This window comes from Polynucleobacter nymphae (assembly GCF_018882155.1).
Lineage (GTDB): Bacteria > Pseudomonadota > Gammaproteobacteria > Burkholderiales > Burkholderiaceae > Polynucleobacter > Polynucleobacter nymphae.
Genome location: NZ_JACVPA010000001.1, coordinates 831335 through 852086, shown reverse-complemented (window position 1 = coordinate 852086; position 20752 = coordinate 831335). Strand labels below are relative to the sequence as shown.

The following is a 20752-nucleotide window of genomic DNA, read 5'->3' as shown; positions in this document are numbered from 1 at the left end:
AAATTAATGCTCATCGCCTTCGTGATCTTCTTCATTAATGCTCATCAAAATCGTTGCGAGTAAGCCATAAACGACTTCGGTCGAGATCATGCCATCCTCATCAAGCTCGTCAATTAAGTCATTCAGACAATCTTCCGTAGGCTCGTTGAGCAAAGTCATTGCGCATTCGCAGCCATAGTCAAAATCTTCGTCATTTTGGTTTTGGTCGTTGTCAGTCATATTTATCCTTAATTGAATCTTCAGGATAGCAAATTAGGGGTCAATTCGATAGGGTAAAGCTCAAATCAAACGACCCAAGAACATGGCTTGAGCTATCTATATAGTGCTTGAGCGGGCTAATGCGCTCCAGGCAGATAGCCCACTCAATAAAAAATAGCGATTTTTGATAGAATCTTCGTGTTAAAAAATATAAATATTTACCAACGCTTTTAGAGCCCTTTCATGAATTTTCAACGCACTACGCATCAAGTAATCTACCAAGCAATCGCAGCCGTTTCGGTTTTGGCAATGCTTGGGCAATCATCTTGGGTGTTTGCTCAAGGTCCAGATGCGGGCGCGCTGCAACAAGAATTACGTCAACAGTTGCCATCACCAAGTGCTGCGCCACTACCAGAGCTATCAATGCCAGACCAACATTCTCCTTCGGGCTCTAAGGAATCTGGGCCTACTTTTGTGGTCAAGGGGTTTGTCATTGAGGGCGTGAAGGCGGTGCCTCAGGAAAAAGTACAAGATGCTTTAGTAGATTGGGTAGATCAAAGGGTGAGTTTTAAAGATTTACAAAAGGCTTGCGATGAAGTGGTTGATCTCTACCGTGCTCAGGGCATCATTGTTCAAGCCATCATTCCACCTCAACGGGTAGTGGATGGCATAGTCAAAATATTGATAACCGAAGCCAAGCTGGGTAAGCTCAGTGTCGATACGCCTGAGGGGCCGATTGTCTTTAGTAAAGATAAGGCTGCCCAGTACATTACCTACTACAACCCTATCGGCGAATTGCTCGATAACGATAATTTAGAACGAGCGCTCATGATTTTGAATGAGGTGCCTGGAGTCGTTGCCAATAGTGATCTCGAAAAAGGGGATCAAGATGGTGAGATCAATGCCCGCATTAATCTCACCCAGCCCACCGAGATGTGGAACGCCAAGTTAGATGTGAATAACTACGGTAGCCGAACTACGGGTCAAGGCCAGGGAGTGGTTTCAGCTGACTTGCTGCAACCTTTAGGAATTGGCGACATTTTGAGTGTGGCTGGTATTTTTGCCCAGGGCTCTCAGTACGGGCAGGTTAATTACTCTTTGCCGGTAATGCCTAATGGTCTGCGGGTTGGATTTAATAGTACTTATCTGAATTACCGCAATGTGAGTAATTACACTTACAACGGTAACTATGGCCAAGCCGCAACTCAGGGTGTGAATTTAGCCTACCCTGTTTGGCGGGGACCCAAAACCAATATCAATGCCTCGCTTGGCTATGACTATAAGACGTATTTGAATAACAATATTTCAAATGACTCTGTGGCTAGTCAGTACAAGATTCGGGATTTATCTGCTAGCTTAGTCGGTAATCATGCTGATAACTTTTTGGGCGGCGGCATCTCAAACGGTTCTGTCATGGTCACTTTTGGACAGCTGGATATTCAGTCTAGTAGTCCAGCAACCTATAGCACCATCAATGGCAATCTATATACCCCAAATGCGTTTAGTAAGCTGAACTTTAGTCTGGCACGTAATCAGCAAGTACTTAATGATGGCGAGACTACTTTCTATGTTTCTGTTCAAGGTCAATTTGCCTCAGGTAATTTGAACTCTGCAGAGCAATTTTATTTGGGCGGACCGAGCGGCGTGCGCGCTTATCCAGTTGCACAAAGTCCGGGCGCGCAGGGTGGTATAGGTACTGTGGAATTACGACATAACTTTTCTGAAACATTGCAAACCAGCCTCTTTTTTGATGGCGGTTTAGTGCAGCAATATAAAGATTACAACACTTACTTGGCCCTTAAGGGTCTGACTAATGCATCGAATACTTATTCATTAATGGGTGCAGGTTTTAGTGTGAAATGGGAATATGAAAAGTGGACTCTAGGTGGTATGGTTGCCTGGAAAGTGGGTAGCAATCCTTTGTATAGCAACACCGGAAACGCAGTCAACGTCGAATCAACAAATACCTCCCCAAGAGCTTGGGTCACCGCAAGCTATAGGCTCTAGAGCTAATACAATCACCTTAATTTGGTGAGTTTCTTTGTTTTTGCCAATAAATTTGGCAAAAATCTCTAAAAAGACGCATTCCCCCCTGAAATTGTTCTAATTTTTATATAAGATTGAATATTCCGGAATTGGGAGTTTGTCTGCGCTCGAAAACCACAGGAAGGTCGCGCCTTTCTATTTTTCGTTTAGGTCATCAGTTTGTTTTTAAACTGAATCCAATAGGTAAAGCATGTGCTTTCACCTGTTTTTTTGTGCTCGCCTCGCAAAGTGCTTTTGCTCAAAATAAAATTGCTGTAAATACTTTGCCTACTGGTGGAAAAGTGGTTGCTGGTTCGGCAACTATTACTTCGAGTCAAACGGCCACTAGCGCCACGATGAACATTAATCAAACCTCACAACGTGCGGTCATTAATTGGAATACTTTTAACGTCGGCCAAAATGCCACAGTGAATTTTAATCAGCCAAATAGTGGTGCGGTAACACTCAACCGAGTGACCTCCGCTAGTCCTTCAATTGTTGAGGGTGCCATTCGGGCAAACGGCCAAGTCATGTTGGTCAATCCAAATGGCGTGAACTTTGGTAAAGGTGCTGAAGTGCATGCCGCAGGTGTTGTTGCAAGTACCCTAGATATTAATAACAAAGATTTCATGGAAGGCAGAAGCACTTTTGCTGGAAATGGCCAAGGCAAAATTGTTAACGAAGGCAAAATTGTTGCAACTGATCCGAATGGCTACATCGCTTTATTGGCGCCTGAAGTGCGCAATGAAGGTTATTTGCTCGCCAGAAAAGGTGCCGGCAGTACGATTGCACTGGCCAGTGGTGAAAAAATCACCTTGGATTTTCGTGGTACTCAGTTAATTCGAGTTTCGGTTGATGTGGCTACCTACAAAGGCCTGATCGAAAATAAGCGGGTAATCGAGACCAACGGCGGTTTAGTGGTCCTCGCTGCGGGAACTGCTCGTGAGCTCATGAGCTCCCTGATTCAGAATACCGGTCGAATTGCAGCCAATGCGATTGTGGATAACGGTGGCGTCATCGATATCGTGGCCTCTACTGTGAACCAGGCTGGTACGGTTTCTGCCAACGGTAATGGGGCTAACAGCACTGGTGGTCAAATTAACATCGTTGGTGAAAACATCACCCTGGCAGCAAATTCCAAAACAACGGCTACCGGTAAAGCGGGTGGTGGAACAATTGAAGTGGGTGTGGGCAGAACATTGGCGACTAACGTGGCTGTAGCAACCCCAGCAAATACCGCTAGCGCACAAACAGCAACCCAAATTTTGGCAAGCAATCCTCAAGCTGCAAACCAACAGGCTAAGACAGTTACTGTGGAAGAGGCCGCTAGCGTCAATACTTCAGCTATTACCCAAGGTAATGGTGGTTCGATCGTGATTTGGTCACAAGTCAAAACTGTAGTGAATGGTGTTCTATCAGCAGTTGGTGGCTATTTGAACGGTAACGGCGGCATGGTTGAGACTAGCTCGGCTGGCAGTGTAGTCCTTGGCAAGAACCTTTCTGTCACTACCGCTGCTCCAAAAGGCAAGTCTGGATTGTGGTTCTTGGATCCAATTGACCTCACTATTGATAGTTCTGCTGCTAGCGTCATCTCTGCAGCTCTCACAAATAACAATGTGAGCATCGCCGTAAACGGTAATGTTTGCCCATCTCTGGGTGCCTGCACCCAGAACGGAAGCGGTAGCCTGACTATTGCTAGCGGTGCAAATATCCTCAAAGAGTCTGGAAGTCTGACTACTTTGACTCTCACTTCATCCGGAATCTTTAACCTCAATGCGGATATTTCAGGTCAAAATCTCAATGTCATTATTAATAGTTCGATCGCTTACCTGAATGTAGGTAGCACGATTAATGCCAATCAGGTCACGGTTCAGGCTCAAGCTGTCTATAGCTACGGCAATATTAATGCCGGAAATAGCAGCAATTTGGGTAGTGCAATCCAGCTTTTAGCGAGTGCAATTTATGTCAGTGGCGGTCTGCAGGTAGGCACAAATCAGGCAAATTCCACCAATTCGAATAGCTCAAGTAACACTATTTCTTACAACGGCACCCTGATTCGTCAGGAAGATTTGCCTCATTATTTAGCAGCAGCTAACCAAGCAAGTATCAATTTAGACCAGGTTTATTCCACCACTGCAGCTAATCAATCGAGCTATACCAGCACCGCAACCAATCAAATTACCCTCACGGGGACAGACTCAATCACGATTTCTGCGACTGCACAAATCCTGGCAAACGGTACTTTTGGGGGATCCATTTCTGCCTCAGCAGCCCAAATTAACCTCCTTGCACCAAGCCAAAGCAACGCTCAAATTACCCAAGGAAGTGGTAGTTTGATCCAGGCAAATGGAAATAATGGCCCAGGCGGAATCATCGCTTTGACTGCAGCGAACGACTTTAATATCAATACAGCTACGATTTCGGCGAATGGTACTACCGATGGCGGATCTATTCGTTTGATCACATCAGCCGGAAACCTACTATTAAGTAACTCTCTAATCCAGACAAATGGTGGAACAGGGCGGGGTGGCAGCTTAGGGGTATCCGCAGCCAATGACACCACTATTCATAGCTCTACTCTAGAAGCCACCGGATTTACTAAGGGTGGCTCCATCATGGTGGGTTACGACTCGGCAGGTAAATCGATACCTTTCTCCCAGTCGACCACTCTTGATGCCGCAACCATTCTCAATGCTAGCCAGACTGATGGAGCCGATTCCACTGGCGGCGGTCTCATCGAAACCTCTGGCGGAACCGTTACTCAATTAGCTTCAATTAATGCCGGTCGGGGTGGTATGTGGCTCTTAGATCCGTATGACTACACTATTGACACAGCTGCAGCAGGAAGTATTCAATCCGCCCTAAATCAGGGCATATCCGTATCTCTCTCCACCTCTGACCCCACTAAAACTTTCAATGGCGTAACTCTTAATGGCGCTGATTTGAATGGTATTAGCCAGGGCAATATTTATGTGACATCCGCTATTAATGCTGCTACCGGCGGTGGCGCTCTGAGCCTAACCGGAAATCTGATCTATATATATGCCAGCATTTCTACTTTAGGAGGTCAGTCATATGTGGCCAGCCAATCAATTTTTGTTAATTCACCAACCAATACCTTAATTGCAAATGCGCCGCTAACTTTTACCGCCCCATCCATTGTGATGGGCGCCAGCATCAATACTCGTGGAAACCTAACTTTTAATGGCAATTTGGTAATCCTAGGCTCTCCTACCCTTAATACCAATGGATATAACCTTGCGGTAACGGGAGTGACTAGTGGGGGCCTAGCTTTAGGTATATATGCTCAAGGCCAATGGAGTCTTTTGAGTAATGGACTTGTTGTTTTGCAAGGGTCCTTAGTTGGCCAAAGTTCTACTGGTTCAAGCCCCACCGACCCTAATGCAGTAAATGGAATTATTCCCGGTGGTGTCTTAACTTATCTAGGAACCTCTTCAAATGCATCGAACTACACATACACCCCAACTTTTTCTTCCTTAAGTTCTGTCTTGATTGTGGGTGGCGGTGGTGGTGGTGGTTCTGCTTCGGGTGGAAACAACGTCTACGGAACTGGCGGCGGCGGCGGCGGCGTATTTACCGCCGATGTTACTTTGGCTGCAACTTCGCACTCAATTAGTGTCGGTTTAGGCGGTCAGGGTGGCAATACTGCAAGCACCACTGGTGGATCTGGTGGCGTTTCCTCCATGGTGGGTGGTTCTGTGCCACTGTCAGTTGCTTATGGTGGTTCGGGTGGTGGTGCCGCTGGTGTTGTGAACTACCAATATTACGGAATGGGTGGATCGGCTAGAGCCGGTGCACTTTCTGCTATCGATAAAAACGGTGCTGATGGCGTAAGATCCGAAATAACAGGTAGCACCCTATATTACGGCGGCGGCGGTGGTGGCGGCGGCGGCGGCGGTGCAACAAGCTACCCACAGGCCCCGCAATATTATGGTTTTGGAGGCATTGCTTCAACTCGACAGGATGGACAGAATAATATTCCGCCAGGTCAATGCGTTGCCTGTGATAGAAATGGAAATCCTGGTAGACCTGATACTGGAATGGGCGGCGGTGGCGGTAATACTGGCCCATACACTGGCACTGGTGGTGCTGGAGGAAGTGGTGCTGTTATTTTGCAACTATTGGGCGGCAGCTCCAATGGCTTGGGTTTAAATAATATTGGGACCCTAAATCTCCAGGCAGTTCAAGGCAAGGGCTCAGCTGGTAGTGCTTTGGCATCTCTCAATATTTCGCTTGGAGGTAATAGCAAAAATAGCACCATTGCTGGCGCTATCAACGGAACTATTTCCTTAAGTCTGGATTCTTACGGCTCCGGTAATGTACTTTCATTAAGCGGGTGGAATCAATATGTTGGTGCATTCACTGTTTACGGCGGTACCTTAAGAGTAGATTCAGATCAGCCTTTTGGTAATGGCACCAACATAGTTGAGATTCCAGTAACAGGTACAACTGTAGATGCTCCTACTATTGATCTCAATGGCCGAACTTTATACGGATACACCTTAAATATTCAAGGCCTTGGTAAGGATGCAAAAGGCGCATTGATTAATTCGAGCTCAACTACTGCAAATTTTAATGGCGCAGTTAATTTAAGTAATGTGACTTTCATTGGTGGAGCCGGTAGTGGTAACGGTGAAGGAAGCATCTATTTAAATGGAATTGTTAATGCCAACGGTTACGGCCTGGGCTTTGTAAATTATGCAAATATCTACTTAGGAAATAGCGCCAATCAGATAGCTACTATTGCTGGTACGAGTATGGCAATCCTACAGTTGCGCTCCGCTTCAAACGTTACCATCGGAACAGTGAATGACCTTGTTAACGGCTCTAGAGCATTCAATGGGCCAACTTTAACAGGATTAACTTTTGCTATTAATTCAGGAAGCTACCTTTTAATTAATCTTCCGAGCAATATCTTAGCGGTTAATAGCTCAATTTCCGCAGCGGCTATTTACTTAACAGCCTCAAATGCTAGTAGTGGTGCTGCAATTTCGATGTCTGGAAATAATTCCATCACATCTACAGGTGGTTTAGGAGTATTTATTACATCTTTAGCGGGAGATATTTCTTTAGGCACCTCGACAATTACCAATAACAATAGTAGTTGCTGCACCCCAAGCACATCGATGATTGAGGTAAAGTCAGCTGGAAATGTAGCGCTTGGAAATTTGGTTAATAGTGCACCTGGTGGAATAAGAGTCACTGCTGGAAAAGATTTGAATGCAGGAAATTCTGGTGGATCATCTATTACTGCGTTGGGTACTATTAGTAACTCTGCTGGAGTGGTTGGTTTATCGACCTCAAGTCCTAACGCTAACTCTGGTTTAGCTAGCTCGATAGAGAATGCAGCAGGCTTAACCAGAGCATTAGCAAGCGTTGGCAGAAATGTTCAGTATGGAATGGCCGGCGGAGTATTTACGAATGCAAGCGCCTATACGGGCGGTAATTTCATTAATTATCGAGCGAATGATACTGCGGTCTATAACGTCTCACTAGGTACTAATTATTCCGCTGTTTATGGACAAGCCTACACCTCTACTGAGGCGAATGCTTGGTTAGCAACGAACGCTAGTGTTTCTATTGGAGGTACTGGGTTTGGCTATTCAACCACAGTTGCCTTAGCAAATCTACGCTTTAGTAGCTCCATTGATGGAGTCATTAGTTCAAATCTAGCTCAAAATGCTACCCCGATTATTTCTTCTAGCTTGGTTTCAAACGACGGTAAAACAGTCAGTGTGACCGGTACTCAGCGGACTTATAAAATTGATAAAGCCCCACTTGGAGTTGAAGTAACTGGTGAATACAACGGCACCACTACCATTGCCCCAACCAGCTTTACCATTACTGGTGGGTTGAAATTTAGCGACTCGATTAATTCCATCACATCAGCGACTGTTTCAGGTGCTGATGTTGGTAATGCCAATAATTACGTTACTGGCATAACAATTGGCTCTGGTAGCGCCAGTATGAATAACTATCAGCTCAATATTTATGGTCGCTATAACGGGCCTGATCCTTCATTGCAGAGTGCTGCGACGGTTACACCAAAAAATGTGACAATATCAGGGGCTATTGCTAATAATAAATATTACGATGGCAATATCACCGCAACCTTTAATTTAGATAGTGCAACTATCGTTGGAAAAGTTGTTGGAGATGCTCTTGGTATTAGTATGGCTGGCAGTTTTGCAAATCAGAATGCATCCCCTAACGATATCGCTGTTACTCCAGTCGCTGCTTTGACTGGAGATAAGGCGATTAACTACAATTTAATTCAGCCTACTGGATTTACCGCAAAAATTAATCCTAAATACCTCAATCTTTCGGCAACAAAAGTATTTGATGGTACTACCAATCTAGATGGCTTCATCAACTTCAACAATTCTTTAATTGGTAATGAAACGCTCAATTACACAGCTGCTGCAAATAGCCGTAATGTAAATGATGCTCGTTATATTTCTTCTTTGACTTTATCTGATGGTCTCAATGGCGGTAAGGCAAGCAACTATGCTGCACCGACCTTGAATAGTCAGTACACCTGGAATAATGTTTCTATTACCAAGGCGCCATTAGGCGTCACTTTAACGGGTTCCTATAACTCAACCTATAACTTTGCTACCGTCCCCAATGTTTATGGCTTAGGTATTGGCGATACGATTGAGTCCATTAGTAGTGCTACATTCGCTTATAAGAATGTAGCCGATAACGCTCGCAACTATGTGACAGCAATCACTATCGGCTCAGGTACAGCCAGTATGAGTAACTACACATTAAATGCAGTACGTACCGATACAGCCCCGAATAACAATCTATTAAATACTGCAAATCTGATTAAGATGAATGTCAGTATTACTGGTGGTACAGCTAGCAACAAAGTTTATGACGGCACCACTGCAGCAGTAGTTTCTGGAACTGCACAGGGCATTATCCTAGGCGATGATGCGCAGATGGTATTAACCACAGGCGACTTTGCTAACGCAAATGTGGGTACCCGCATCATGGTTACACCTACGGGTTACCTCACTGGTGGTGCAGCTGGCAACTACAACTTACTCAACTATGTTCCTGGTGGCTTATGGGCTAACATTACGCCAGCACCTTTAGGTATTTCAATATCAGCTACTTACAGCGGTAGCAACGTCTTTGCTAATTCGAACTTCGGTGTAGCTGGAATGGTTAATAACGAGACTATTACTGGCTTAGGTCAGGTAACTTTAGCCAACGCTAACGTGAGTGCTAATGGCTCCAATTATGTGACTGCATTCACAATCACAGGTGGCACTGCCTTGGCAAGCAACTATATTATTAATCCAGGTTACTTTGGCACTCCTGGGCCTACGAATAATATGGCTACAGTTAATGCTCGTGTCCTGACGCTCAGTGCGGCTAAGGTGTATGACGGCAGTACCAATTTAACTGGTGCGGTAACCTTAGGTAACCTGGTAGGTAATCAAACCCTGACTTATGCTGCAGCTACTGCGAATAGTCCGAATGTAGTAGGTGCTAGTTACATCAATGCCATTACCATCGGCGATGGCACAAATGGCGGATTGGCAAGCAACTATACATACTTGCCGCTAACAGCTGTTACAGCGCCGTTGACAATTACGCCTAAGGCCGTAACCCTGTCTGCAACAAAAGTGTATGACGGTACAACTAGCTTGGCTGGTGCGGTAACCATTACCGGCTTGGTTGGAAATCAAACCTTAAATTACACTGCAACAGCCAATAGTGCGAATGTGGTTGGTGCTAGCTACATCAGTGCTATTAATCTTGCTGACGGCACGCTTGGTGGTATAGCTAGTAACTATGCTTTACCTACTTTGAGTGCTGCCTATGCGCCTGCATCCATTACAGCTAAGTCACTTAACCTTTCTGCAACCAGACCTTACGATGGCACAACATCTTTAACTGGAGCGGTCACTATCAATGGTTTGGTTGGCAATGAGACTCTTAATTACTCAGGTGCTACTGCCAATAGCGCCAATGTTGTTGGTGCAAGTTACATTAGCGCTATCACTATCGCGGATGGTACTAATGGCGGATTGGCAAGCAACTATTTAGCGCCAACTTTAAATAGCGCATATACCTATAACAATGTGGCTATTGCAGCTAAATTGCTTACTCTAACTTTTGGTTCTGCTAGCAAGGTATACGACGGTACAACCACTATTAGTAGTCCAGTCACAATAGGCGGTTTGATTGGTAATGAAACCTTGAATTACTCAGGCGTTACTGCCTTTAGTGCAAATGTCACTACAGCAAATAACTATATTGCAGCAATCACGCTTGCTAACGGTTCTAATGGTGGCGTTGTGAGTAACTACGTATTACCAGTCTTGAATGCAACAACTGCACCAATTACCATTTCTGCTAGACCATTGACTATTACCCCAAGTGCTCAAACTAAGGTTTATGGCGAAGTGCTTGCTAGCACCAGTAATAGTGACGATGGTACTAATACTGCCACTCAGACCGTGAACTACCTTAATGGCGTTGCCACAAATTCTTATCAAGGCTTTAGTGTTGCAGGCTGGGTAGGTAGCAATCCAGTGAGCACTGTGACTTTGTCTAGCACTGGAGCCTTGGCGACTTCAGGCATCACAACTGGTTCAAATATTTATAGCATTACGGCCAGTGGAGCAGCTGGAACCGGTTTAGGTAACTATAGTATTCAGTATGAAAGTAATAACTATTCTACGCTGACGGTGACTCCAAGACCACTGTATGTAACTGTGGCTAATGCAAGCATGTCTTATGGTGCTGCTGCATTGCCAAACTTCACATCAACTGTCAATGGATTGGTGAATGGTGATCAGGCCAATGTCACCTTGGCAACTACGGCTTCGCCTTATAACAGATCTGCTGGATCAGCATCTAACGTCGGCAGTTATGCGATTACAGCAAACTCTGTGAGCAATGCAAACTATTCCTTAGTTACTACAAATGGCTCATTAACGGTGACACCAATCACGCTAACAGTAAGCGCAAATACTCAAGGTGGTCCGGGATCACCCATTATTTATGGTACGCCAACAGTCTTGAGTCAGGGCTCCGATGCTTTAAGCTCTATCGGCTTAGTAAACGGTGACTCTATCTCTGGAGCTACGATTACCTATAACAATAGTCAGAACGTTTCTGGTGCATCAGCTGCAGGCGCATACACTGGCGGCTTACAAATTAGTAATGCTCGTGGCACAGGCCTTTCAAATTACACCATCCTATACCAGCCAGGCAACTTGATTATTAGTAAGGCGCTTCTCACTATTACCCCGGTAAATGATGCAAAACTGATTGGTCAGTTAGATGCCCTAGGTTATAACGGCCTTCTTTACTCTGGCTTCAAAAATGGTGAAACTTCTACTGCTTTAGATTTGACTAATGCAACCATCACCAGAAGTAATGCAGGCGTTGAAAGTGTTGGTACCTATACTGGGGTATTACAAGTGACCGGTATAAATTCTGCTAACTATGGAATTACCTATGCGCCCGGTAATTACACTATCATTGGGGCTGGCCAGTTGCTCGTAAGAATCAATTCAGGCATGCTTGAGTATGGCAGTGCCCCAACCAATATAGTATCTACAGCAGCTTACGTTCCTACCTCAGTTATTAATCCAGGCCCTAACTCAGCAGTGCAGCTGAGCTCTACTGTCAATTTTGCAAATCTAGCAAGCACTGGTATTGCTACTGTGACTGATGGCACATCGAGTATGAATGTCAATCTTGCGATTGCTAATCCGGTTTACAGTACTTCAGGTGCTTTAGCTGTGGGAGCTTACAACCTGATTTCTACTCCACAAACAGTGCCTAATGGAAACTTTACTGGTTTATTTAATTCAGCTATAGCAGTTAGTGGAGTTTCAGTGACTCCAAAAACTTTAAGCTTTGCCAACTTCAATGTTTCTGGGATTAGTAAAGTCTACGATGGCAATACTTCAATGAGCACTGGTTTTGCTGCGGGTAATATAGTCTTTATTGCTCGTGACTTAGTGAGTACTACTGCAAAAGGTTCATATGTTGATCGTAATGTCGGTACTAACAAAGCCTATACTATAGGCGTCACGTTTGATGGAGTTGACGCACCAAACTATGTTATGTCTGGTGGCGGTATTTATGTTGCGGATGGTGGAAACCAAACTGATCATGGCCCCGCCAATGGCGTGATTACACTACTCAATTCTGTAACTTATGTTGGCTCAACTACTGGTGGCTCTTGGTCTGATCCAAATAGTTGGAGAGTAAGCAATGGCACAGCTCTAGGTGCAATCCCTGATTTAGCAAACGTGGCTAATGTGATTGTGCCGATTGCTACTTCCGTAGTGTATGACTCTGGAGTAGTGGGCCCTGTTCGCACCAATATTGCCAATGCTGGTAATGTGACTTTTAACTTAGGCAGCCCAGATACGATTGATATGAATATCGCTGGCACCGGTACTGTAACGGTTGCTGGAACTGGCGCAATTACGTTAGCAGGCGTAAATAGTTATTCAGGTAATACTATTGTGAACAATGGTGCGACCTTGATTGCTGGGGTAGCTAATGCCCTTGGTTCTAGCGCTATTCAAGGCCTTGGTGGCTCATTCGGTGTATCACCTGGTGTAGTGTTGTCACAATTAACCACCTCTGGCTCACTCAAAATCATCTCTGACATTACTACTAACGGCAATCAAACCTATGGTGATGTAGCAATTTCTAAGGTCGGTGTCACGAGCTTGATCTCGAATTTAGGCAATATTGTGTTTAACGGCCTCTTAGATGGCAATCAGTCGAAGTCTAATTCTTTATTGGTACAAACTCCAAATGGCACAGTCACCTTCAATAAGAGCGTAGGTTCTGTATTGCCACTGAACGTACTAGAAGTAGATTCACAAGCAACTTTTATCAACGCTGACGTTTTGACAGCAGATCAGCAAAACTATTGCGGCATCGGTGGTTGCTATACCCCAATCACGCCTGCGCAATTGAGCGAAAACTATTGTGGTGGTGGTGGCGATTGCTATAGTAAAAATACCTCTACTCTGGCTTATAACTTAGTAGCTGCAAAAACGAATGGGGATTATGTGAAGAGCGCGGCTGTTGGTCAAGTATTTATTGGTGACACTGGTCAGGTAGGTTTCTTGTACAACACCTATAGCGCCTATTCAACTAGCGTCTTTAATTCTGCTCCCGTACTCTTCCAAAATAACCCAGTGTTTGCTAGGACCTTAATTTCTCGTGATCCGATGGTGAACTTTGGTAGCTATGTGAGTGATGCATCCGCTAATGCCACTCATACGATGCAGGTAGCTGCAATTCAGACTCCTGGAGTAGCTTCTCCAACAGTCCAATTGAATGGGTCAGGTAAAACTCAAAATACTTCAGCGCTGTATAGTCTGAGTGCTTTGACACAAAGTGTTGGAACCACAAATACGCTGACTGGATTAATTAAGACTGCTGCTAAGAGCGTCCTTGAAACCTTTAAGAACATTAGCCTTGGATCTGGCACTATTGGCTTAAGTGATGTAACTGTGATCACACCTACTTTGAATGTTGCGGTGCCAGTAATTACTGGCCTTAACGCAGCTGGTGCGAGTATCACAGTAAATACTGCCAACCTGAATGGCCGGAGTATCAATGCCATCACAGGCGCTAAGGCGTTTACACCTTATAACCCTCCAGCTAATACTGCAGGTACTACCGCTACCGTAAGCAGCTCTAGAAATAGTTTTATTATGTCTTCAGTATCTCAGCAGACTAAGCTAGAGCGTAAGTATTCTGTTGAGGCTAGCGTGGATGTAGGCGATATTGAAACGGATGATCGCCCTGCAGACAAAGAGAAAGATGAAGAAGAGCGTAAGAAGAAAAACAACGGCAAGGCCTCCTAAATTCATGCAGAATATGATCTAAATACAATAAACATATGAATCAGAACTTGCTCCAAAGCACTTATTCCAATCCCTTTTTAGGCGGGGGTTCGGATACTCCTTTCAAAAACTTTTGGAAGATCGTTGTCTTTGTACTGGTGGCCCATATTCTGGTGTGGATTATTGGTAAATATGGTTTGCCAGACTTTAAGGTCAAGAAAAAGGCAGATATTACGATCGAGTTGAGCTCTGCTCCTTTCAGCACAGCAAAGCCAACGCCACCACAGCCACAGCAAAAACCAGCGCCTCCCAAAACTCAAGAAAAATCCCCTGACGCTGTTCAAAAAGCTCCGGTAGAGCAAAGTCAGCCCTCAGCGCCTGCGCAGTCCAGCAGCAGTTCGGATAGCGTACAAACTACGGATGCGGATTACAAGGCGGCGTATTTAAATAATCCTAAGCCACCATACCCTAGTTTTGCTTTTCAGAATCGCCAAGAAGGTACTGTGATTCTGCGTGTGCATGTTCTGCCTTCCGGAGAAGTGGATGAAGTGCAGTTAGCAAGAACGAGCGGTTTTGATTCCTTGGATGATTCAGCGCTCAATACTGTTAAGAAGTGGAAGTTTGTTCCTGCCAAGCAGAATGGCAAAATTGTGGATCAGTGGGTGAAGGTACCGATTCGATTTGGATTAAAAAATACCTAAAGAAGAAAGAGGCTTGATATGGAATTTACTGTCGTTAATGGCGTCCTGCTATTACTTATATTGATGTCTATCATCACGTGGACAATCGCATTCATTAAGTTCCGTGAATACGGCCGTGCTGAGAAAGAGGGCGAGCAATTCCGTAAGGAGTTCTGGGATGCAAAAGACTGGAATGCGGGTAAGGTAGTTGCAGAGAATGGCAAAGGCGATATCAGCACCTTGGCTAAGTCCGGCTATCTCGAATACGATCAATTTCAGAAAAACCCAGTGGGTCTGCGCTTTATCGGTGAGCCCAATGAGGTTCTTCAGCAACCCATGCGTCGGACGCTGGTGAATATTTTACGTCGCCATGAGCAGGGTCTTAATGAGTTAGCAACCATCGGCTCAATCTCCCCATTTATTGGATTGTTTGGGACGGTCTGGGGCATTATGCATGCGCTTGAAAGTATCAGTAAAAGCGGTGCTGCCAACATCGACGTGGTTGCAGGTCCAATTGGTGAAGCCTTGATTGCTACTGCAATTGGTATTGCAACGGCGATTCCCGCGGTCTTGTTTTACAACTACTTCCTTCGCCGTCTGAAGTTAGCAACCATGGACTTAGAGTCGTTCATTGAGTCTTTCTTGCGCTTGGCTTCGAGTCAAATTGAAAAACGGTAAAAAGCAGTCATTAAAAGAATATTGAGGGCATAGATTATGCAGATGCAAAAAAACGATAGTGGCATGGGTGCAATGGCTGAAATTAACGTCACGCCACTGGTAGATGTGATGTTGGTTTTGTTGGTGGTGTTTATTCTGACGGCTCCGCTGATTGTTCCGCAGTCAATGAAGGTCAATCTTCCGAAGACTACGGCAGTGACTCTAGAAGATAAGGGTAAGAAATTACAGTTAACCATCGATAGTAGTGGCGCCTTAACTCTAGATGGCAGCCCTGTAAATGATAAAGAGCTAGAAAAGGCCCTCAATGCAGCCTCTAGCAATCCCGAAGCTTCTTTAGCAATTCAGGCTGATAAAGCAGTGCCTTACGGCCGAGTTGCCGAGCTGATGGCCCTATCTCAATCGGCTGGCATGGTGAAGCTTTCCTTTGTTACCCTGGCCGGGAAAACTGCCCCTTAATTGTTCCTTTCTACGCTGTATTGATTGGGGCCCGGCTAGTTTGCTGGGCCTTTTCATTTAGTGAAATTCTTGTGCGACTGCAGCAAGCCAATAATCATTTATAGTGATTTGATAATAAAAAACAGGAGGCAGCATGCAGCTTAATGTGAATGGTCAAATTCATAATATTGACGTTGAACCCAATATGCCTTTGTTATGGGCAATTCGTGAGAGCATTGGCCTGACTGGTACCAAGTATGGCTGCGGAGTTGCGCAGTGTGGTGCTTGCAGTGTCTATCTCAATGGCGAGCTAGTGCGTTCTTGCTCCATACCGGTTTCGGCAGTGGGTTCTGCCAAGATCACAACCATTGAAGCACTTTCTAAAGACAATTCACATCCTGTTCAAAAAGCTTGGATTGCACTAGACGTGCCACAGTGTGGCTATTGTCAATCTGGTCAGGTAATGGCCGCTGCTGCTCTATTAAAGAAAATTCCGAAACCGAGCGATGCTGATATTGATAGTGCCATGGCTAACGTTTGTCGTTGTGGCACCTATCAAAAGATTCGCGATGGGATTCATGTTGCCTCAGGCCAAAAGACCTTGATAGAAGTCTTGGCGCAGTATGACGCTACTCCTGCAACACGTGGTTAAGGAGAATAATATGACAATGAATAATAAAAATATCTCCCTAGAGAGCCTCGCACGTCGAGATTTCATTATCAAGGGCACGCTTGTTGGCGGTGGCTTGATGTTAGGAATTGGTGCTATACCGGATTTAGCTTATGCAGCAGGTGTTCAATACGATCCAAATACACCAACCAAGTTTGGTGATGATGAAGTCAATGCTTGGGTCAGTATTGCTCCCGATGAAACTGTCTACATCAGAATTGCCCGCTCAGAAATGGGGCAGGGTACGCGCACTGGCTTAGCTCAACTCGTTACTGAAGAGTTGGAATGCAACTGGAAGAAAGTCAAAACCCAATCCGCAACACCTGGTCAAAGCTTAACTCGTAAACGTGTGTGGGGAGAGCATGGTACCGGCGGTAGTCGGGGTATTCGGATTTCTGAAGACTACGTGCGCCGTGGTGCAGCAGCAGCTCGCATCATGCTTTTAGAGGCAGCAGCAAAGCAATGGAATGTGCCAGTCAGTGAACTTAAGGTAGATAAAGGGGTTATCACCCATACTCCAACAGGGCGAAAAACCACTTATGGCAAGGTTGCACAATTAGCATCCACTTTGACTCCCCCTGATCCTAAGTCGATTACTTTACGAGATCCTCGGAATTGGAAGGTTGCTGGGCAGCCCTATGCGCGCATTGATTCAGCTAATAAGGTAAATGGCACAAAGGTATATGGCATTGATTTGCAGTTACCAAATATGCTATGCGCCTCTGTTAAGGCATGTCCTGTATTTGGTGGCAAATTAGTCAGCTATGACGAGACCAAAATCGCAGGCATGCGTGGTGTGAAGGGCGTTGTCAAAATTAACGACAGTACACTTGCCGTCGTTGCAGATACTTGGTGGCGTGCTAATACTGCACTGAATGCTTTACCCATTGTCTGGGATGAGGGTAAGGGTGCAAGTACTTCACAGGCTGGTATTGAAAAAATGCTTCAGGATGGCTTAGATGAGCAAGGAGACTTTTGGCAGCGCAAAGAAGGCGATGCACCTGCGGCTATTAATAGTGCCAATAAAAAAGTAGAAGCCATTTATTACACGCCATTTAGAGCGCACGTCACGATGGAGCCTATGAATGCTACCGTTAAAATTGTTGGCAATCGAGCAGAAGCCTGGGTTCCCACTCAAAATGGCGAAGGCTCACATGCAGCGCTTTCAGAGGCAACAGGGATACCACTTGCCAACTGCGAAGTGTATAAATTGGATTCTGGTTGTGGTTTAGGCCGTCGTGGATCTACACAAGACTTCACTACTTTTGCAGCCAAAGTAGCGCAGCAATTTCCAGGGATACCAGTAAAAGCAGTTTGGAGTCGTGAAGAAGATTTAACTCATGACTATTACCATCCAATTGCGATGGCCAAGATGAGTGCTGGTCTAGATAATGCTGGCAATTTGACAGGTATGCATATCAAAGTGTCAGGCCAGTCAATTAATGCTACTCTGGCACCTACCGCAATTAAGAATGGCAAGGATGAGCGTCAACTGCAAGGTCTTTATGAAAAAGGCCCTGATGCCCAGTTGGGTTATACCTTCCCAACCCTGCTCACCGAATATGTGATGAAGAATACACATGTTCCTGTAGGTCCATGGCGCGGTGTAAATACCAATCAGAACGGCATCTTCATGGAATGCTTTATGGATGAGTGTGCCAAGGCGGCTGGTAAAGACCCAGTGCAATTTAGGCAAGTGCTAATGCAAAGCCATCCAAAGCATTTAGGTGTTTTGAATGCTGCTGCCAAGAAAGCCAATTGGGATAAGCCGTTGCCTGCAGGTACCTATCGTGGGGTCGCGCAGTTCATGGGCTATGCTAGTTATTCCGCTTGCGTTGCCGAGGTCTCGGTAAAAAATAATGTTGTCAAAATTAGTCGCTTAGTTTTTGCATTAGATTGCGGTCATGTGGTTAATCCCTATTTGACGCGTGAGCAGATTGAGGGCTCTGTAGCAATGGCATTGGGAGCAATATTTAATCCAGAGATTACCGTGGAGAATGGTCGTATTAAGCAGCAAAACCTCGATACCTACCCACTACTCAAGCTGGCCTCAACCCCAAGGATTGAGACCGTTCTAGTCCCGACTTACGATTTTTGGGGTGGTGTAGGTGAGCCGACTATCTGCGTTGTTGGCCCTGCAGTTGCCAATGCCATCTCTGCGGCTATAGGCAGGCCAGTGCGTAACTTCCCCCTCAGTAGAGAGGGTTTGAGTTTAGCTTAGAGTGCTAGTGCAGTTTCTGATGAATGCGACCCATCCTTTAAACGGTGGGTCGTTTAATATGCACTGATGAAGTATCTCAAGAGCATCCTATTTTTCATTTCTCTATTGCCATTAGGGCGCTTGCTATGGCTTGGCTTTGGGGATGATTTGGGAGCCAATCCTATCGAGTTTGTAACTCGTTCCACTGGTACTTGGGCGCTCGTATTTTTGTGTGTTACTTTGGCAATGACGCCAATGCGCTTACTTACTGGCTGGGTTGCTTGGGTTCAGTGGCGTCGGATGTTTGGCCTCTTCTGTTTCTTTTATGCCTGTATGCATTTTGCAATTTGGTTTTGGCTTGATCAAAATATCAATCTTCAGGCAATGTGGGCTGACGTAGTCAAGCGCCCCTTTATCACAATGGGTTTTACGACATTCGTACTTCTCATTCCGTTAGCTTTGACATCAAATCACTGGGCTGTGCGAGTCTTAGGCAGGCGCTGGAGCTTACTTCATAAGCTGGTTTATGTAATTGCTTGTACAGCAGTGATTCATTATTGGTGGCATAAGGCCGGCAAAAATGATTTACAGACAGTTTCTGTCTATGGAGTAGTTATTTTGCTGCTGCTCTTATGCCGCTTGCCGTGGTTACGAACGTGGCTGCAAAAAATACGCTCCTGATTTAAGAGTACGGAATAGTACTCTCATACAATAGCTTAATGAATACCTACCCCAGACTTCTGCTCTGCCTTGCCTTAACGAGTTGCTCAGCAACTCAAGGTCCACCGCCCAAGGGTTCGCAGACGGGCCCCGCCTATACCTCTGAGCAATTGCGAGAATTCAACCATCAACCTATCTCACCAGCGGAAGGTCCTTTTGGCCCGGTAGCGACTCCTGCGCGTGAGATGGATTTGACAAAACAGCCGCCTGGAAATTCGAAGTATTTCAGCCCCCCACAAGGTGAGCAAGAGGCAGAGGCGATTGAAACCCAATCAGCTGATCCCTATACCCCAACAAGCGCCCCTGTTTATCGCTTCTAGCTTTAGGCTACTGTTAACATTAAGGTTCATTTTTAGAAAGACTCAGTCTCATGAATTTATTTTCTTCCCAATTTAAATCGAAATTAAGCACTTTACTTACTGCCAGTTTTTTATCAGCAGGATTGATTGCTAGTGCATCTGCTCAGCTCAGTGGTTTACCAATTAATGCTGCAGCTTCTGTGAATGGCGCAATCATCACCAACGACATGGTGGAGCAGGGTATTAAGATGGCTACTTCTCAAGGTCAGCAAGATTCTCCTGATCTTCGTAAAGCAGTAGTCCAGAAATTTATTGAAGTATTACTCCTTTCTCAGCGTGCTGAAAAAGATGGTTTAGCAAACTCTGAAAAAGCAAACACTCAACTCATGTTGATTCGTCAAAATTATTTAGCAGATCTTGAGCTATCTACATTTATGGCGCAAAACCCAATCAGCGAGGCTGATATGCAGGCTGAGTACAACAAAGAGATTGCCTCGCTTGGTCCTACGGGGATGATGGTCGAATATAAGGTGAGTGATATTGCGATTGCCACTGAAGCCGATGCGCAAGCAGCATTAAGTCGTATTAAAAAGGGCGAGCCTTTTGATAAGGTGGCAAAGAGTATTTCTCTTGCGCCCAATCGAGTACAAGGTGGCGCAGTGGGTTGGGTTCAGGCTGGGCAGCTGGCACCACAAATTTCAGCGGTATTGTTAAATCTGGCTAAAGGCCAGGTATCACAAGCTCCTATTCAGATGCAGCAGGGCTGGTATTTACTGAAGCTTGAAGATAAGAGAAGCAGTAAGCCACCTTCATTCGAACAAGCTAAGCCTGCGATTCGGAATGGCTTAGCGCAAAGAAAGCAATTTGAGTTTTTATCACAGATCGCCAAGGAATCTAAGATCGTAGTGCAGTAAAGCGTTTTCTCGATGATGAAAAAAGAGCTCCTCGGAGCTCTTTTTTATTATGTAATCATTATTTGA

General features: G+C 45.2%; 11 protein-coding genes. 10 read left to right on the top strand and 1 reads right to left on the bottom strand.

From position 1 onward, the window contains the following. Positions 1 to 3: 3 nt before the first annotated feature. Complete coding sequence (locus ICN29_RS04330) at positions 4 to 219, bottom strand: hypothetical protein (RefSeq protein WP_087909072.1); 216 nt, start codon at positions 217 to 219, stop codon at positions 4 to 6. 222 nt (positions 220 to 441) lie between these two features. Here ICN29_RS04330 and ICN29_RS04325 point away from each other — a divergent pair, with 222 nt between their 5' ends. From ICN29_RS04325 to ICN29_RS04280, 10 genes are all read left to right on the top strand, one after another. Further along, the gene (locus ICN29_RS04325) at positions 442 to 2205 is read left to right on the top strand and encodes a ShlB/FhaC/HecB family hemolysin secretion/activation protein (RefSeq protein ID WP_216130057.1); all 1764 of its coding nucleotides are present in this window, start codon (positions 442 to 444) and stop codon (positions 2203 to 2205) included. A gap of 251 nt (positions 2206 to 2456) precedes the next feature. Then, positions 2457 to 14111 carry a YDG domain-containing protein gene (locus ICN29_RS04320; RefSeq protein WP_216130055.1) on the top strand — a complete coding sequence of 3885 codons (11655 nt, stop codon included), beginning with the start codon at positions 2457 to 2459 and terminating at the stop codon, positions 14109 to 14111. A 35-nt stretch (positions 14112 to 14146) separates the two neighbouring features. Further along, positions 14147 to 14791 (top strand): energy transducer TonB, encoded by a 645-nt coding sequence (locus ICN29_RS04315; RefSeq protein WP_216130053.1) that lies wholly within the window; start codon positions 14147 to 14149, stop codon positions 14789 to 14791. Between the two features lie 18 nt (positions 14792 to 14809). After that, positions 14810 to 15448 (top strand): MotA/TolQ/ExbB proton channel family protein, encoded by a 639-nt coding sequence (locus ICN29_RS04310; protein ID WP_216130051.1) that lies wholly within the window; start codon positions 14810 to 14812, stop codon positions 15446 to 15448. Between the two features lie 42 nt (positions 15449 to 15490). After that, on the top strand, positions 15491 to 15904 hold the full coding sequence (locus tag ICN29_RS04305; protein ID WP_255538057.1) for an ExbD/TolR family protein: 414 nt from the start codon (positions 15491 to 15493) through the stop codon (positions 15902 to 15904). Between the two features lie 133 nt (positions 15905 to 16037). After that, positions 16038 to 16535 carry a (2Fe-2S)-binding protein gene (locus ICN29_RS04300; RefSeq protein WP_216130047.1) on the top strand — a complete coding sequence of 166 codons (498 nt, stop codon included), beginning with the start codon at positions 16038 to 16040 and terminating at the stop codon, positions 16533 to 16535. Between the two features lie 10 nt (positions 16536 to 16545). After that, the gene (locus ICN29_RS04295) at positions 16546 to 18774 is read left to right on the top strand and encodes a xanthine dehydrogenase family protein molybdopterin-binding subunit (RefSeq protein ID WP_216130045.1); all 2229 of its coding nucleotides are present in this window, start codon (positions 16546 to 16548) and stop codon (positions 18772 to 18774) included. Between the two features lie 66 nt (positions 18775 to 18840). Beyond that, positions 18841 to 19434 carry a protein-methionine-sulfoxide reductase heme-binding subunit MsrQ gene (msrQ, locus tag ICN29_RS04290; protein WP_216130043.1) on the top strand — a complete coding sequence of 198 codons (594 nt, stop codon included), beginning with the start codon at positions 18841 to 18843 and terminating at the stop codon, positions 19432 to 19434. 38 nt (positions 19435 to 19472) lie between these two features. Then, a complete protein-coding gene (locus ICN29_RS04285; protein ID WP_255538056.1) occupies positions 19473 to 19793 on the top strand; it encodes a hypothetical protein in 321 nt (106 codons plus the stop codon). A gap of 50 nt (positions 19794 to 19843) precedes the next feature. Next, on the top strand, positions 19844 to 20686 hold the full coding sequence (locus tag ICN29_RS04280) for a peptidylprolyl isomerase (protein ID WP_216130041.1): 843 nt from the start codon (positions 19844 to 19846) through the stop codon (positions 20684 to 20686). The last annotated feature ends 66 nt before the right edge of the window (positions 20687 to 20752 follow it).